Source organism: Nonomuraea candida (genome assembly GCF_000725485.1).
Taxonomy (GTDB): Bacteria; Actinomycetota; Actinomycetes; order Streptosporangiales; family Streptosporangiaceae; genus Nonomuraea; species Nonomuraea candida.
This window is the reverse complement of sequence record NZ_JOAG01000010.1, coordinates 16,492-33,977: the sequence shown is the minus strand read 5'-3', so window position 1 is coordinate 33,977 and position 17,486 is coordinate 16,492. Positions and strand designations below refer to the sequence as shown.

Annotated in this window: 3 protein-coding genes; all 3 read left to right on the top strand. The window is 74.6% G+C overall.

Annotated elements, in window-relative coordinates:
- The first annotated feature begins 2 nt into the window (after positions 1–2).
- The 3 genes from IO39_RS09905 to IO39_RS09895 all read left to right on the top strand — a co-directional run bounded on the left by IO39_RS09905 (position 3) and on the right by IO39_RS09895 (position 17,482).
- A complete protein-coding gene (locus tag IO39_RS09905; protein ID WP_245641889.1) occupies positions 3–2,540 on the top strand; it encodes an ABC transporter permease in 2,538 nt (845 codons plus the stop codon).
- 132 nt (positions 2,541–2,672) lie between these two features.
- The gene (locus IO39_RS09900; protein WP_084772612.1) at positions 2,673–8,300 is read left to right on the top strand and encodes a non-ribosomal peptide synthetase; all 5,628 of its coding nucleotides are present in this window, start codon (positions 2,673–2,675) and stop codon (positions 8,298–8,300) included.
- Positions 8,301–8,314: 14 nt separating this feature from the next.
- Positions 8,315–17,482 (top strand): non-ribosomal peptide synthetase, encoded by a 9,168-nt coding sequence (locus IO39_RS09895; protein ID WP_052422677.1) that lies wholly within the window; start codon positions 8,315–8,317, stop codon positions 17,480–17,482.
- Positions 17,483–17,486 lie beyond the last annotated feature (4 nt).

The window sequence follows — 17,486 nt, the reverse complement described above, 5'->3', positions numbered from 1 at the left end:
GGGTGTTGTCGAGACGCGCGCTGTCCCTGGCCTGGAGCACGATCAAGGGGCGCAAGGGCGGGTTCGTGGCCGCGTTCATCGCGGTCCTGTTCGGGTCGGCGGTGCTGACCGCCAGCGGGATCCTGCTGGAGACCGGCCTCAGCTCCGGCGTGCCGGCCGAGCGCTACCGGGCGGCGGCGGTGGTCGTCGGCGCTCCCCAGCACCTGCCCGTGGAGGAGGACATCGACCCCCGGCACGGCGAGCGGGTGCGGCTGCCCGCCTCCCGGGTCGAGGAGGTGGCGCGGGTGCGCGGCGTGCGCGCCGCCGTCGCCGACGTCAGCCTGCCGATGAGCCTGGTCACCGGGGACGGGCGGGTCCTGGCCGGCCCCGGCGGCATGCCGCTGCTGGGCCACGGCTGGTCCGTGGCGGCGCTGCGGCCCTTCGAGCTGACCGCGGGGCGGCAGCCGCAGGCGGCCGACGAGGTGGTGCTGGAGCGCCGGCTGGCCGAGGAGGCGGGCGTGCGGCCCGGCGGCACCGTGACGCTGACGGTGGGCACGACCCCGGCCGTCTACCGGGTGAGCGGCCTGGCCGACGGCGGCGAGCTGGTGCGGCAGGGCGCGGTGTTCCTCACCGACGAGCGCGCCCGGGAGCTGTCGGGGCAGCCCGACCGGGTGGACGCGATCGGCGTGCTGGCCGCCCCGGGCACGGACGCGGGCGAGCTGGCCGCCGCCATCGAGAAGGCCGTCCGGGGCGTGGTCGCCTACACCGGCGACCAGCGCGGCGACGTCGAGATCCTCGACGTGGGCGAGACGCGGTCGTTCGTGATCGAGCTGGCCCTGTCGTTCGGCGCGACCATGGTCATGGTGGTCGTCATCGTGGTGGCCGGCACGCTGGCGCTCTCCGTCCAGCAGCGCAGGCGTGAGCTGGCGCTGCTGCGCGCGATCGGGGCGACGCCGAAGCAGGTCCTGGCCATGATCGGCGCCGAGGCGACGCTGGTGAGCGTGGCGGGGGCGGTGCTCGGCGCGATCCCGGGCATCGGCCTGGGCTTCGTCTTCCACCGGACGTTCGCCGCCGTCGGCGTGATGCCCGCGGACTTCGAGATCGTGTTCAGCCCGACGCCGGTGCTGGCCGCGATGGTGTTGTGCGTGGCCGGGGCCCGCATGGGCGGCTGGATCGCCGCCCGGCGCGCGGCGAAGGTCAGCCCCGTCGAGGCGCTGGGCGAGGCGGCGGTGGAGCCGCGCAAGCTCGGCTGGGTGCGGATGACGATCGGCTCGCTGCTCGTCCCCGCCGCCCTGGCCGCCGCGATCGTGCTGCCGATCATGCTGCCCGGCGAGTCCGCCGTGGACGGCGCGAGCAGCTCGGCGCTGCTGCTCGTCATCGCCGTGGCCCTGCTCGGGCCGCGCCTGCTCGCGGGCACCGTCTCGCTGCTCGGGCCGCGGCTCAACCGGGCGGCGCACGTCAGCGGCTTCCTGGCCGTGGCCAACGCCCACGCGCGGTCGCGGCGGCTCAGCTCGGCCACCACGCCGCTGATCATGGGCGTGACGATGGCCGCCGCCCAGATCTTCAGCGCCACCACGCTCGGGGCCGCCGCCCAGAACCAGGCGGTGGACGGGGTGCTGGCCGACTACGTGGTGACGCCGAAGGCCGCCGGGCTCTCGCCCGCTCTCGCGGACGAGCTGGCCAGGGCGGGCGGGGTGACGGCGGTGACGCCGGTCGTCAGGACGCAGACGATCATCACGTACACGTCGGACGACAGCGTGCAGTACAAGATCTTCCCCACGCAGGGCGTCGAGCCGGCGGGGCTCAAGGCGACGATGGACCTCGGCGTCCTGGAGGGCGACCTCGGGGCGCTGCGCGGCGAGACCGTGGCGCTGAGCCGGCTGGCGGCGGGCACCGTCGGCGCGAAGCCCGGCCAGAGCGTCGACCTGCGGCTGGGCGACGGCACCGCGGTCAAGGCCCGGGTGGTGGCGATCTACGAGAAGGGGCTCGGCTTCGGCGACGTCACGCTCGCCCACGACCTGGCGATCCAGCACACCACCGACCGCCTCGACTCGTGGCTGCTGGTCAAGGCCACGGGAGCGGACGCGCTGCGCAAGGCGCTGGCCGGGCATCCGACCGCGGAGCTGGCCGACCGGGAGTCCTTCGTCGCCGCCGGGAGCGGAGGCTCGGCCGACTCCGCCGTCAGCCTCCTCCTCAACGCCGTCCTGCTCGGCTACATCGCCATCGCCGTGGTCAACACGCTGGTGATGGCGACGGCGGCGCGCGTGCGCGAGTTCGCCCTGCTGCGGCTGATCGGCGCGGGGCGCGACCAGGTGCGCTCGATGATGCGCGGGGAGGCCCGGATCATCACGGTCTCCGCGGTGCTCATCGGCACGCTGGCGGCGCTGCCCGCGCTGGTGGGCATCAGCATCGCGGTGAACAGGTGGCCCGTGCCGTCGATCCCGCCGCTCGCGTACGCGGGCATCGTCGCGGCGGCCGTGCTCGTCGCGTGGCCGTCGATCATGATTTCCGCGCGGGTGGCGATGCGGCAGCGGCCGGTCGAGGTCATCGGCGCGGAATAACGCGCGGACCTGGCTGACCACCCTGTTTAGCGGCCCAGTCAACCACGTGGTTCCCTCCGCCATTTACGACGAAGCTGACATTACCGGAAGTAAGGAAAATTCCGGAGTTTTCGTCGATGGCGGAGGTCGAACATGTCCATACGGGAATATGAGGATCTGGTCCCGCTGCGATTGCCGACCGATCGTTACCGGTCCGCACGGCGTACGCATTCCCCCGAGGCCCACCGATTCTCGCTTTCGGAAGAACTCGCCGAAGATCTGCGCAAGCTCGCCGCCCGGCACCACGCCTCGCTCTTCATGATTGTGGTGGCCGCCTGCCAGGCGCTGTTCGCCCGCTATTCCGGCCAGCAGGACATCGCGGTCGGCACCAGGTGCGCGGGCAATCCCGCCAACAGCCTGGTCCTGCGCTCGCAGGTGCGGGGCGCGCAGCCGTTCGAGGAGTTCCTGCCCGAGGTGCGCAGGACCGTGCTCGCCGCGTGCGCCGGAGAGAACGTCCCGATCGAGTCGCGGGTGATGGTCGTCCAGGGCGCGACGCCCGAGGACGAGGTGGACCTGGCGGTGGCCTTCACCGAGGGCGCCGGCTCCCTTGAGGTGACGATCGCCTACAACGCCGAGCTGTTCCACGCCGGGACCGTCGAGCGGCTCGCGGGCAACCTGGCCGGCAGCCTGGCCGCGGTGGCCGCGGACCCGTCGCTGCCGCTCGCGGAGCTGCCCCCGCTGACCGGGGCCGAGCGCCGCCGGGTGGTCGAGGAGTGGAACGACACCGCGCACGACTTCCCCGCCGACGCGACCGTGCCCGGCCTGATCGCCGAGCGGGCCCGGCTCACCCCCGGCGAGCCCGCCGTGATCTCCGACGGCCTCACCCTCACCTACGGCGAGCTGGACGACCGGGCCGCCCGGCTGGCCGCCCGCCTGCTCGCCGCGGGCGTCGGCGCCGAGTCCCGGGTCGGCATCATGCAGAGCCGCGCCCCGCACGCCATCGTCTCCATGCTCGCCGTGCTCAAGGCCGGCGGCGCCTACGCGCCCCTGCACGACAGCTACCCGGAGGACCGCATCCGCTGGGTGCTCGGCGACACCGGCGCGACCGTGCTCCTCACCGACCGGGCGATGCGCGCCAAGGCCGAGCGGGTCGGCGTCCCCCTGATCGTCGTGGACGACCCCGCCGCCGAGCCGGTCGAGCCCGCCCCCGAGGTGCGCGTCCACCCCGAGCAGCTCGCGTACGTCATGTACACCTCCGGCTCCACCGGCACGCCCAAGGGGGTGGCGATCACCCACCGCGGCATCGTCAGCCTGGTCTGGGACCGCCGGGCCCGCTCCGCCTCGCACCGGCGCTTCCTGTTCCTGTCGCCGCACGCCTTCGACGCCGCCACGTACGAGGTGTGGGCGCCGCTGCTGGCCGGCGGCCAGGTCGTGGTCGCGCCCCCCGAGCTGACCCCCGGCGAGCTGGCCCGGCTCACCACCGAGCACGGCGTGACCGCCGTGATGCTCACCGCCGCCCTGTTCCGCCTGTTCGCCGAGGAGTCGCCCGAGTGCTTCGCCGGGCTGCGCGAGGCGTGGACGGTCGGCGAGGCCCCGGTGCTGCCCGCCGTCGAACGGGTGCTGCGCCACTGCCCCGGCACGGTCGTGGTCAACGGCTACGGCCCCACCGAGGTCACCACCCTGTCCAGCACCCAGGACCTGACCATGGAGCACGTCCGGTCGGGCATCGCGCCGGTGGGGCCGCCGACGGACAACACGCGGGCGTACGTGCTGGACGACCGGCTGCGCCCGGTGCCCCTCGGCGCACCCGGTGAGCTGTACCTCGGGGGCACCGGCCTGGCCCGGGGCTACCACGGCCGTCCCGAGCTCACCGCCGGCCGGTTCGTGGCCGACCCGTTCGGCTCCGGCGGGCGGCTCTACCGCACCGGGGACACCGTCCGCTGGAACGCCGAGGGCGAGATCGAGTTCCTCGGCCGCGTGGACAACCAGATCAAGATCCGCGGCTTCCGGGTCGAGCTGGGCGAGATCGAGACGGCGCTGCGCCGCTGCCCCGGCGTCTCGGACGCGGTGGTCATCGTGCACGAGTCGCACGGCACCCGCGCCCTGGTCGCCTACCTGGCCGCCGCGGGCGTCGGGGAGGAGGGGCTGCGCCGGTCGCTGGGCGAGCGGCTGCCGGCGTACATGGTGCCGTCGCGGTTCGTCGTCATGGACGAGCTGCCGATCAACGCCAACGGCAAGATCGACAGGAAGGCCCTTCCCGACCCCGGCGCCGTGGCCGAGAGCCAGGCGGTGGCGCCGCGTACCGGGACCGAGCGGGTCCTGGCCGGGATCTGGTCCGACGTGCTCGGGGTCGAGCCCGTCGGCGTGACCGACGACTTCTTCGCCCTGGGCGGGGACTCCATCCTCACCATGAAGGTGATCTCCCGGGCGCGCGGGCGGGGCCTGCGCCTGACGGCCAAGGACGTGTTCGTCAGCCCGACGGTCGCCGAGCTGGCCGCCGCGGCCGACGCGGCGGCCGCTTCTGAGGCCCCTGCCCCGGAAGCCGCTGTCCCGGAAGCCGCTGTCCCGGAAGCCGCCGGGACCGATGAGCAGCGGGTGCGGCGGGGCGCCCCGAACCCGCCCGGCGTCGAGGACGTCTACCCGCTGACCGCGATGCAGAGCGGCATGCTGTTCGACGCGCTCATGGCCCGCGACTCCGGCCTGCACCTCATCCAGTTCGACCTGGTGCTGGAGGGCGTGACCGACCCGGCGGCGCTGGCCCGCGCCTTCCAGCGGGCCGTGGACCGCAACCCGGTCCTGCGCACCACCGTGATCTGGGAGGACGTCGACACCCCCGTCCAGGTCGTGCACGAGCGCGCCACGCTCCCCACCGTCCTGCTGGACTGGCGGGGCCTGCCGGAGGCCGGGCGGGACGCGCGGCTGCGCCGCCTCCTCGACGAGGACAAGGCCGCGGGCGTCGACTTCGCCCGGGCTCCGCTGAGCAGGCTCGCCATCGCCCGGCTCACCGGCAGCGCCGTCCAGGTCGTCTGGTCCGTCCACCACCTCCTGATCGACGGCTGGAGCGCCTCCGGCCTGCTCGCCGACGTCTTCGCCGACTACGCCGCGGACCTCGGCGGCGACGTGCCCCCGCCCGCGCCGCGCCCCGGCTTCCGCGGCTACGTGGACTGGCTGGCCGGGCGCGACGAGCCGGCCGCCAAGGACTACTGGCAGGGCCGGCTGGCCGGCTTCGACACCCAGACGAAGCTCGCCTTCGACCGGCAGCCGGGCGAGGGCTACCGCCCCCGCGCGACCGGCGCCGTCGAGGCGCGGGTGCCCGGAGAGCTGGCCGCCGCGCTGGCCGCCTGCGCGCAGCGCACCAAGCTGACCATGAACACCCTCGTGCAGGGCGCCTGGGCGATCCTGCTGTCGCGCTACAGCGGCGAGCGGGACGTCTGCTTCGGCACCACCGTCTCCACCCGCCCCGCCGACCTGCCCGGCGTGGACGCCGTCACCGGCATGCTCATCAACACGCTGCCCGTCCGCCTGGGCGTCGACAACGGCCGCGACCTGCTGCCCTGGCTGCGCGAGACGCAGCACGAGCAGGCCGCCGCCCGGGAGTTCGACTGGGTGCCGCTGCCCAGGATGCAGGCGTGGAGCGGCGTGCCCGCCGGGGTCAGCCTGTTCGACAGCGTCCTGGTCTTCCAGAACTATCCCTTCGACCCCGACATGACGCCGCCCGGCCTCGAACTGACCCGCATGGAGGTCGGCTTCAGCACCAACTACCCGATCGGCCTCAGCGTCTTCCCCGGCCGGGAGCTGTCGATGCGGCTGCTGTACGACCCCGCGCTGTTCGACGCCGCCACCGTCGAGCGGGTCCTGCGGCACCTGCTCACCCTGCTGGAGTCCATCGCCGACGACCCCGGGCGGACCATCGGCGAGCTGTCCATGCTCACCGGCGCCGAGCACCGGATGCTGGTCAAGGAGTGGAGCGGCACCCCGGCCGGCTACTCGATCGAGCGCCGCATCCACGAGCTGATCAGCGAGCGGGCCCGCGACTGGCCCGAGGCCGTCGCCGTGGAGCGGGGCGACGTCCGGCTGTCCTACGCCGAGCTGGAGAGCCGGGCCAACCGGCTGGCCCAGTACCTGACCGGCTTCGGCGTCGGGGCCGACGTCCGCGTCGGCATCGCCGTCGAGCGCGGGCCCGACCTCATCGTCGGCATCCTCGGCGTGCTCAAGGCGGGCGGCGCGTACGTGCCGATGGACCCCGACTACCCGCCGGAGCGGCTGCGCGTCATGGTGGAGGAGTCGGGCCCCGCCGTCGTGCTGACCCGCGAGGAGCTGGCGGGGGCGTTCGACCCGGACCAGGTCCGCCTCGTGCGCATGGACGCCGACTGGCCGCTCGTCGCCGCCTGCCCCGACCGGGTCCCCGAGACCACCGGCGGGCCGCGCGACCTCGTCTACGTCGTCTACACCTCCGGCTCGACCGGCCGGCCCAAGGGCGTCATGGTCGAGCACCGCTCGCTCGTCAACACCGTCGAGGCGGTGTGCGACCTGTGGCTCACCCACGAGAGCCGGGTCTTCCAGCTCTGCCCGATGAGCTTCGACGCCGCCTCCCTGGACGTGTTCAGCACGCTGGCGGTGGGCGCCACCCTCGTCGCCCCCGTCGCCGCCTCCGGCTACGGCGGCGCGCAGCTCATCGAGGAGCTGCGCACCAAGGAGGTGACCGCGGTGACCATGCCGCCCACCGTCCTGCCCGCCCTGGACGCCGCCGCGCTGCCCAACCTGGAGTTCATCCGGGTCGGCGGGGAGGTGCTGAGCACCGAGATGGCCAGGATCTGGTCACGCGGCAGGAAGCTGGTCAACAACTACGGGCCGAGCGAGGGCGCCATCGCCGTCACCCTCTTCCCCGTGGACCCCGACGCCGACTACGACAACGTGCCGATCGGCGGCCCCATCCCCAACGACCGCGTCTACGTCCTGGACGAGCGGCTCTCCCCGGCCCCGGTCGGCGTCACCGGCGAGCTCTACATCGGCGGCGACGCCGTGGCCCGCGGCTACGTCGGCCGCCCCGACCTGACCGCCGAGCGCTTCGTCCCCGACCCGTTCGGCCCGCCGGGAGCGCGCCTCTACCGCTCGGGCGACCTGGTCCGCTGGAACGCCGACGGCACGCTGGAGTTCGCCGGCCGGGTGGACGACCAGGTGAAGATCCGCGGCTTCCGGGTGGAGCTGCGCGAGATCGAGAACGTGCTGATCGGCCACAGCGGCCTGGCCGAGACCGCGGTCGTCGTCCGGGAGGACGAGGCCGGCAACAAGCGCCTGATCGCCTACGTGGTGCCCGCGCCCGGCCGGCCCGCACCCACCGCCGACGAGCTGCGCGCCCACCTGTCCGGGTTCCTGCCGGACTACATGGTGCCGTCCGTGTTCGTGCCGATGGCGAAGCTGCCGCTGAGCCGCAACGGCAAGCTCGACCGCGACGCCCTGCCCCCGCCCGGCACCCAGGACGACACCGGCAGCGGCTACCTGCCGCCGCGCAACCCCACCGAAGAGGCGTTGTGCCGGATCTGGTCCGAGGTGCTCGCCATCGACCCCGTCGGCATCGAGGACAACTTCTTCGACCTCGGCGGCGACTCCATCAGCAGCGTCCGGCTGGTGTCGCGGATGCGCGGCGCGTTCGGCGTGGACATCACGCCGAACGACCTCTTCGACCAGCCGCGCATCGCGGCCCTGGCCGAGCAGATCCAGGTCAAGATCCTGGAGCTCGTCTCGGCGGCAACCGGAACCGACTCCTCGCGCGGGATCTGAAGGGATCACACCACATGTCCACGTCCTTCGAAGACCGGCTCGCGGCCGTACCGGCCCATCTGAGCGAGCTCATCCGGCGGCAGCTCGCCGGGGAGTCGGGCCCGCCCGCCGACGACGGGCGGATCCGGCCGGTGCCGCGCACCTCCGACCTGCCGATGTCCTTCGCCCAGCAGCGGCTGTGGTTCCTGGCCGAGCTGGAGCCCGACAGCCCCGAGTACAACGCGCTGCGCGCCCTGCGGCTGCGCGGCGACCTCGACGCGGCGGCGCTGACCGCCGCGGTCAACGAGATCGTGCGGCGGCACGAGTCGCTGCGCACCACCTTCGACGCGGTGGACGGGCGCGGCGTGCAGATCGTGCACGAGCACGTCGACCGGCCCATCCCGCTGGTCGACGTCTCGGGCAAGTGCGCCGAGGCGCGGCTGGAGGAGTTCCTGCTGCGCGAGATGAGCACCCCGTACGACCTGCGCGGCGGCCCGCTGTTCCGGGCCTCGTTGTTACGGCTCGGCCCCGGCGACCACGTCCTGGTGCTGGGCGTGCACCACATCGTCAGCGACGGCTGGTCCACCGGCAACCTGCTGGCCGAGCTGGCCGCCCTCTACACGGCGCGGCTGGGCGGCACGTGCCCGCCGCGACAGGCCGGGCTGCCGCCGCTCCCCGTCCAGTACGCCGACTACGCCGCCTGGCAGCAGGAGCGCGCCGCCGCCGGGGCGCTGGACGACCAGCTCGCCTACTGGCGCGGCCGGCTGGACCGCATGCCCGTGCTCGAACTGCCGGCCGACCGGCCCCGCCCGCCGGTCCGCAGCTCGGCCGGCGCGGTGCACGAGTTCCGGGTGCCCGCCCCGCTGCTGGCCCGCCTGCGCGAGCTGAGCCGGGCCAACGGCGCCACCCTGTTCATGACGCTGGCCGCGGCCACCAAGCTCATGCTCAGCCGCTACGCCGGCGAGCGGGACATCTCCATCGGCACCGTGACCTCCGGCCGCGGCCGTCCCGACCTGGACCACCTGATCGGCTTCTTCATCAACACGGTCGTGCTGCGCTCGCAGGTGGACGAGTCGCTGCCGTTCACCGCGTTCATGCGGCAGGTCCGCGCGACGCTGCTGGAGGCGTTCGCCAACGAGGAGGTGCCGTTCCAGCGGCTGGTCGAGACGTTGCGGCCGGAGCGGGACCCGAGCCGCCCGCCGCTGGTGCAGGTCATGGTCAACCTGCAGAACCTGGCCGACGGCGCGCCCCGCCTGCCCGGCCTGGAGGTGTCGGAGATCCAGCCGCCGATCAACGTGGCCAAGCTGGACCTCACCTTCGACTTCTACGAGGACGCCCGCTCGCTGACGTGCTACCTGGAGTACAGCACCGACCTGTACGACCGGGCCACCGTCGAACGCCTCGGCGGGCACCTGGTCACGCTGCTCGCCAGCATCGCCGACGCGCCCGGCGCGCCCCTGCACACCCGGGAGATGATCCCCGGCGCCGAGCTGGCCGCGCTCACCGCGGCGGGGACCGGCCCGGCGGCCGGGCCCGTCCCGGCCCGGCCGATCCACGAGCTCTTCGACGAGCAGGCCGCGCTCACCCCCGACGCGCCCGCGGTGAGCTGCGGGGACACGCGGCTGACGTTCGCCGCCCTGGCCGGCCGCGCCGACCGGCTCGCCCGCCACCTGCACGACCTGGGCGCGGGCCCCGGCTCGCTGGTCGGCATCTGCCTCGAACGCGGCGTGGACGCGATCGTCGCCATGCTGGGCGTCATGAAGGCCGGCGCCGCCTTCCTCCCGCTCGACCCCGAGCACCCCGCCCAGCGCCTGGCCATGATGCTGGACGACGCCGCCGCCACCGTCGTCATCACCGAGCACCGGCTGCGCGACCGCCTGGCCGGCCACCCGGCCACGCTGGTGGACCTGGACCGCGACCGGGCCGTCCTGGACGCGCTGCCCACCGGGCCCCCCGCCACCGCCGTCACCCCCGGCGACCTGGCCTACGTCGTCTACACCTCCGGCTCCACCGGCAGGCCCAAGGGCGTGATGGTCAGCCACGCCAACGTGCACCACATCATGCGCGCCTGGGACGCCTGCTACGACCTGACCGGGCTGCGCGGGCGCTGCCTGTCGGTCTCCAGCGTCGCGGTGGACGTGTTCTTCGGCGACTTCCTGCTGTCGGCCATGTTCGGCGGCGAGCTGCTCATCTGCCCCCCTGACGTGATGAGCGACCCGCCCGCGCTGGTCGCCACGCTGCGCGAGCGCCGTCCGGAGATCATGGTCACCACGCCGTCGCTGGCCAAGGCCATCTCCCAGGAGCTGGCCGACGCCGGCGGCGCGCTCGGCTCGCTGCGCGTGCTCGCCGTCGGGTCCGAGCCGTGGCCCGCCGACGACTGCCGCGCGCTCCTCGGCCACCTGCCCGCCGGCACGATCATCGCCAACGCGTACGGCGCGACCGAGACCACCGTCGACTCCACCGTCTTCGACGTGCACGTCGAGACCATGGGGCCGCAGGCCACCGTGCCCGTCGGCCGGCCGCTGATCAACACCAGCGTGCGCGTGCTGGACGAGCGGATGCGCCCGGTCCCCACCGGCGTGTACGGGGAGATCTTCATCGGCGGCGACGGCGTGGCGCAGGGCTACTGGAACCGTCCCGAGCTGACCGGGCAGCGCTTCCTGCCCGACCCCTTCTCCGCCGACCCCGCCGCCCGCCTCTACCGGACCGGCGACGTCGGCCGCTGGCGCGAGGACGGCGTCCTGGAGCTGGCCGGCCGGGCGGACGACCAGGTCAAGGTGCGCGGGTTCCGGGTGGAGCTGGGCGAGGTGGAGAGCGCGATGGCGCGCCACCCCGCCGTCGCAGGGGCCGCCGCCGCCGTCCGCAGGGACGAGTCCGGGCACGACCGGCTGGTCGGCTACGTCGTCCCCGCCGGCGACCGGACGATCGACCTGGGCGAGCTGCGCGCCTTCCTGGCCGACATCGTGCCCGACCCGGCCGTGCCGTCCGCGCTGGTGACGCTGGCGGCGCTGCCGATGACGCCGAGCGGCACGCTCGACCGGCGCGCCCTGCCCGCCCCCGAGCGGGCCGTGCGCGCGCCCGGCCGCGTCGCCGCCCCCCGCACGCCCGTCGAGGCCACGCTCGCGGCCGTCTGGGCCGAGGTCCTGGGCGCGCCGCCGGAGGAGGTCGGCGTCGAGGACAACTTCTTCGCCCTCGGCGGCGACTCGATCCTCGGGCTCCAGGTCGTCTCCCGCGCCCGCCGCGCCGGGCTGAGCCTGACCGCCAAGCAGATCTTCCGGCACCAGACCATCGCCGAGCTGGCCGCCGTGGCCGGCGTCGAGGAGACGCCGGGCGCCAGGGCGCTGCCGGCCACCGGCGAGGTCCCCCTGACCCCCATCCAGCACTGGTACTACGAGGAGTTCCCCGATGGCGCGACGCACTTCAACCAGTCGATGTTCCTGGAGCTCGCGCCGGACGCCGACCCCGGCGCCCTGCGCGCCGCCTTCGTGGCGGTGCTCGACCACCACGACGCGCTCCGCCTGCGCGCCGAGCGCACCGGGGCCGGATGGCGCCAGCACTACGCGCCCGCCGAGCCGGGCGAGGTGTTCCGCGCGGTAGACCTGTCGGACCTGGACGCGGCCGGCCGCGAGCGCGCCGAGCACGCGGCCGTGCTGGCGGCCCAGCGCGGGCTGCGGCCGGGCACCGGCCCGCTGATCAGGGCCGTGCTGTTCACGTACGGTCCCGGCCGCGCGGCCCGGCTGTTCGTCACCGTGCACCACCTCGTCATGGACGGCGTCTCCTGGCGCGTCCTGCTGGGCGACCTGGCCGCCGCCTACGAGGGCGCCGGGCTGGAGCCCCGGTCCAGCTCCTACCGCGACTGGTCGGCCCGGCTGGCCGAGGCGGCCGGGGCAGGCCGGTTCGACGGCGAGCTGGCGTACTGGACGGAGGTCGAGCGCGGCGTGCGGGAGGCGCCGCCCCTGCCCGTGGACGGCACGGGCGCCAACACCGTCGGCGCGGCGCGCACCGTGTCGGTGCGGCTGAGCGCCGAGACCACCCGCGCCCTGCTGCGCGACGTGCCCGGCGTCTACCGCACCCAGGTCAACGACGTGCTCCTCAGCGCCCTGGCCACCGTCCTGGCCGACTGGACGGGCGGCGGCACCGTGCCGGTGGAGATGGAGGGGCACGGGCGCGAGGACCTGTTCGACGGCGTGGACCTCTCCCACACCGTCGGCTGGTTCACCGGCCTGTACCCCGTCGCGCTGACCCTGCCCGGCAGCCGGGACTGGGGGAGCGTCATCAAGGCCGTCAAGGAGACGCTGCGCGCCGTCCCCACCGCCGGCCTCGGCTACGGCGTGCTGCGCTACCTCCGCTCCGGGAGCGGCCTCGGCGGCGGGCGCGGCTGCCAGGTGGGCTTCAACTACCACGGCCGCTTCGACATGAGCGCCGGCGACGACGGCCTGGTGCGCGGCTGGCTGCCCAGCCCCGTGCCCGACCGGGGGCCCGACCTGCCGCGCCAGAACCTCATCGAGATCACCGGCATGGTGCGGGACGGGCGGCTCACCTTCGAGTGGGAGTACGCCGACGGCATCCACCACGAGGAGACCGTCGCGCGGCTCGCCGGCCGCTTCGCGAGCGCGCTGGCCGAGATCGCCGAGCACTGCGCCGAACCCGGCGCGGGCGGGCGCACCCCCTCGGACTTCCCCCTGGCCGGCCTCGACCAGGAGGGCGTGGACCGGATCGCCGGCGACGGCCGCGGCGTCGAGGACGTCTACCCGCTCACCCCCATGCAGAGCGGCCTGCTGTTCCACTCGCTCGGCAAGCACGAGAGCGACATCTACTACACCCACTTCGGCCTGGTGCTCGACGGCGTCTCCGACCCCACGGCGCTCGCCGCCGCCTTCCAGCGCGTGGTGGACCGCACCCCGATCCTGCGCACCGCCGTCACCGGCGAGGACGTGGGCGCGCCGCTCCAGGTCGTGCACCGCGACGTCCTGCTGCCCGTCACCCGGCACGACTGGCGCGGGCTCACCCCCGAAGAGCAGCGGGAGCGGGGCCGGCGGCTGTGGGAGGAGTGCTCCCGCGAGGAGCTCGACCTGGCCGTGCCGCCGCTGATGGGCCTGCACATCGCCCGCCTGACGGACACGAGCGTGCGGATCCTGTGGTCCTCGCACCACATCCTGCTCGACGGCTGGAGCTTCGCCGACGTGCTGTCGGAGGTGTTCGCGGAGCACGCCGGCCTCACCGGGGGGCCGGCGAGCGCGCCCAAGGCCCGCCGCCCGTACCGCGACTACCTGCGCTGGCTGTCGGAGCAGGACGAGAGCGCCGCGGCCGAATACTGGACCAGGACGATGGCCGGGTTCACCGCGCCGACGCCGCTGCCGTACGACCGGCCGCCGGTCCGCGCCCACCAGTCGCGCGACACCGCCAGTCTGGACCTGCGGCTGTCGCCCGAGCGCACGAGGCGGCTGGAGCGCTTCGCCCGCGACGCCCGCCTGACCGTCAACACCCTGATCCAGGGCGCCTGGGCGGCGGCGCTGTCCCGCTACGGCGGCGAGCGGGACGTGTGCTTCGGCACCACCGTCTCCGGCCGCCCGGCCGACCTGGCCGGCTCCGACGAGATGATCGGCCTGTTCATCAACACGCTCCCGGCCCGCGTCCACGTGGACCGCGACCTCGACGTGCTGACCTGGCTGCGCCGCATCCAGGAGCAGCAGGTGGACGCCCGCCAGTACGAGTACGTCTCGCTCGCCCAGGTCAGGCAGTGGAGCGAGATGCCGCCCGGCGCCAACCTGTTCGACAGCGCCGTGGTGTTCGAGAACTTCCCCTACGACGACGAGGCCGCGGGCCGCAGCGGGCTGCGCATCCGCGAGATGACCAGCGTGGAGACCTCGAACTACGCGCTGACCTGCGTCGCCCACATGACCGACACGCTGGCCATGCGCCTGGGCTACGACCCCCTCCTGATCGACGAGAGCACCGCCCGCGGCTTCGCCGACCACCTGCTCGGCCTGCTCGACGCCATGGCGGCCGAGCCGGACCGCCCGCTGCGGGCGCTGCCCGTGGCCGGGGAGGCCGAGCTGCGCCGGCTGCTGGTGGAGTGGAACGACAGCGCGACCGGCTACCCCGAGCGCTGCCTGCCCGACCTCTTCGCCGAGCAGGCCCGCCGGGTCCCCGGCGCGCCGGCCGTGGTGTGCGGGGACGAGCGGCTGACCTACGCGGAGCTGGACGGCCGCGCCAACCAGCTCGCCCACGAGCTGGCCGGGCGCGGCGTCGGCCCGGAGGTGCCCGTCGGGATCTGCCTCGAAGGCGGCCTCGACCTGGTGACGGCCGTGCTCGGCGTGCTGAAGGCGGGCGGCGCGTACGTGCCGCTCGACCCCTTCTATCCGCGCGACCGGCTGGCCCACATGCTCGACGACACCGCGCCCCCGGTCCTGATCACCCACTCCGGCCTGGCCGACCGGCTGCCCACCGTCCGGGCCGAGGTCATCCGGCTGGACGAGCGCGCCGCCGGCCTCGACCGGCACCCGCGCACCGCCCCCGAGGTCGCCCTCACCCCCGGCAACCTCGCGGTGCTCGTCTACACCTCCGGCTCGACCGGGCGGCCCAAGGCCGCGATGCTCACCCACCGGGGGCTGGTGCGGCTGGTGCGCGCCGACGGCCGGCACACCTTCGGCGGCGCGGCCACCATCGCCCAGCACCACTCCATCTCCTTCGACGCCTCGCAGAACGAGCTGTGGAACGCGCTGCTCACCGGCGCCTGCCTGGCGGTGCAGCCGGGCGACTTCCGCTCGGTGGACCAGCTCGACGCCTTCCTGCGGGCGCACCGGGTCGAGGCGATGTCGTTCGCGGCCGGGTTCTTCCACGCCATCGCCGACACCGACCCCGGCATCCTGGCCGGGCTGCGGAAGGTCGTCGTCGGCGGCGAGGCCCTGTCGCCCGCGCACTGCGCGCGGGTCAGGGAGGCGCTGCCCGGCCTGGAGATCGTCAACGCCTACGGCCCCACCGAGTGCTCGGTCACCGCGACCTGCTTCCCGGTGGCGGAAGTGGCGGCCGGCGACGCCGTCGTGCCCATCGGCCGGCCGGTCGCCCACGCCCGCGTCTACCTGCTGGACGGCGACCTGAACCCGGTGCCCGCCGGGGTGGCGGGGGAGGCGTACATCGGGGGTGACGGCGTCACCCGGGGCTACTGGGCGCGGCCGGGGATGACCGCCGAGCGCTTCGTGGCCGATCCGTTCGGCCCGCCGGGGGCGCGCATGTACCGGACGGGCGACCTGATGCGGTGGCGGGCGGACGGGAGCCTGGAGTTCGTCGGCAGGACCGACGACCAGGTCAAGGTCCGCGGCTACCGGATCGAGCTGGGCGAGATCGAGCAGGCGCTCGGCCGCCACCCGGCGGTCGCCAGGGCCGCGGTCGTCGTGCGCGAGGACCAGCCGGGGCAGCGGCGCCTGGTCGGCTACGTCGTGGCCGGGGCGGGCGCCGCCGTCGAGCCGAAGGAGCTGGCCGGGTTCGCCGGCGGCACGCTGCCGGAGTACATGGTGCCCGCGGCGTTCGTCGTGCTCGACCGGCTGCCGCTCACCCCGCACGGCAAGGTGGACCGGCGCGCGCTGCCCGAGCCCGTCCAGGACGAGGCCGCGCGCTCCTACGTCGCCCCCCGCACCCCCGCCGAGGAGGCCATGGCGGCCATCTGGGCGGAGGTGCTGGGCGTCGAGCGGGTCGGCGTGCGGGACAACTTCTTCGAGCTGGGCGGCGACTCCATCCTCAGCATCCAGGTGGTCTTCAAGAGCAGGCGGGCGGGGCTGCCCGTCTACTCCAGCGACCTGTTCCGCCACCAGACCGTCGAGGAGCTGGCCGCGGTCGCCGGCACGGGCGCGCCCGTCCAGGCCACGCAGACGGCGGTCGAGGGCGAGGTGCCGCTGACCCCGATCCAGCAGGAGTTCCTGAGCACCCACACCGTGGCCCCGCACCACACCGTCCAGTCCGTGCTGGCCGAGCTGGCGGAGGGCGTCGACGAGGCCGCGCTCCGCGCCGCGCTGGCGGCCGTCCTGCGCCAGCACGACGCGCTGCGCATGCGTTTCGCGCGGCAGGACGGCCGCTGGAGCCAGCACAACGCGCCGGAGGAGCCGGCCGAGGTGCTGCACCGGCACGACCTGTCGGCGGTGCCGGAGGAGGGCCTGAGGGCCGCCATGGACGCGCTGGCCGTCGCGGCCGACTCGTCCATGGACCTGGCCGCCGGCCCGCTGCTGCGGGCGCTGCTGTTCGACCTCGGTCCCGGCCGGCGGCCCTGGCTGTACGTCACCGTGCACCACCTGGTGGTGGACGCCGTGTCCTGGCGGGTGCTCAGCGACGACCTGGACACCGCCTACCGGCAGGCCGCCGAGGGCGGCACGCCGGACCTGGGGCCGAAGACGTCGTCGTTCCAGCAGTGGGCGCGGCGGCTGGTCGAGCACGTCGCGGGCGGCGGGTTCGACGAGGAGGTGGCGTACTGGGCGGCGGTGCCGGAGAGCACGCCGCTGCCGGCCGACCGCGACGGCGAGAACGTCGTCTCCTCCCGCCGGATCCTGCGGGTCTCGCTGGACGAGCGCGAGTCGGCCGCGCTGCTGCACGTGGCGCCCGGCGTGTTCCGCGCCCGCGTCAACGACGTGCTGCTCGGCGGCCTGGCCTGGGCCCTGTGGCGGTGGACGGGCGAGCGGCGGCTCGTCGTCGAGCTGGAGGGCCACGGCAGGGAGGAGATCTTCGACGACATCGACCTGTCCCGCACGGTCGGCTGGTTCACCAGCTCCTACCCGGTGCTGCTGGACGTGCCGGCCTCCGCCGAGCCGGCCTGGCCGGCCGTGGTCAGGTCCGTGCGCCGCGCCCTGCGCGCCCTGCCGGGCAACGGCCTGGGCTACGGGGCGCTGCGCCACCTCGGGGACACCGAGCTGACCGGGCGGCGCTCGCCGGAGGTGCTGTTCAACTACCACAGCCAGATCGACGAGATCACCCGGACCTCGGGCAGGTCCCTCTACCACGCCTTCCACGACACCATCGGCCAGGAGCAGGACCCCGGCGAGCGGGTGCTGCACCCGCTGGAGGTGGTCGGTGCGGCCCAGGGCGGCGTGCTCGCCTTCGACTGGCACTACTCCGTGGCCCTGCACGACAGGGAGACCGTCGAGCGGGTCGCCGGGGACTTCCTGGCCGCGCTGCGCTCGATCGCCCGCTCCTGCGACCCGACGATCGAAAGGTGAGGCC

Bases quoted from the DNA above. Each gene is read 5' to 3' on its own strand.
- IO39_RS09900 (WP_084772612.1), top strand. From the start codon at position 2,673: ATGTCCATACGGGAATATGAGGATCTGGTCCCGCTGCGATTGCCGACC.
- IO39_RS09895 (WP_052422677.1), top strand. From the start codon at position 8,315: ATGTCCACGTCCTTCGAAGACCGGCTCGCGGCCGTACCGGCCCATCTG.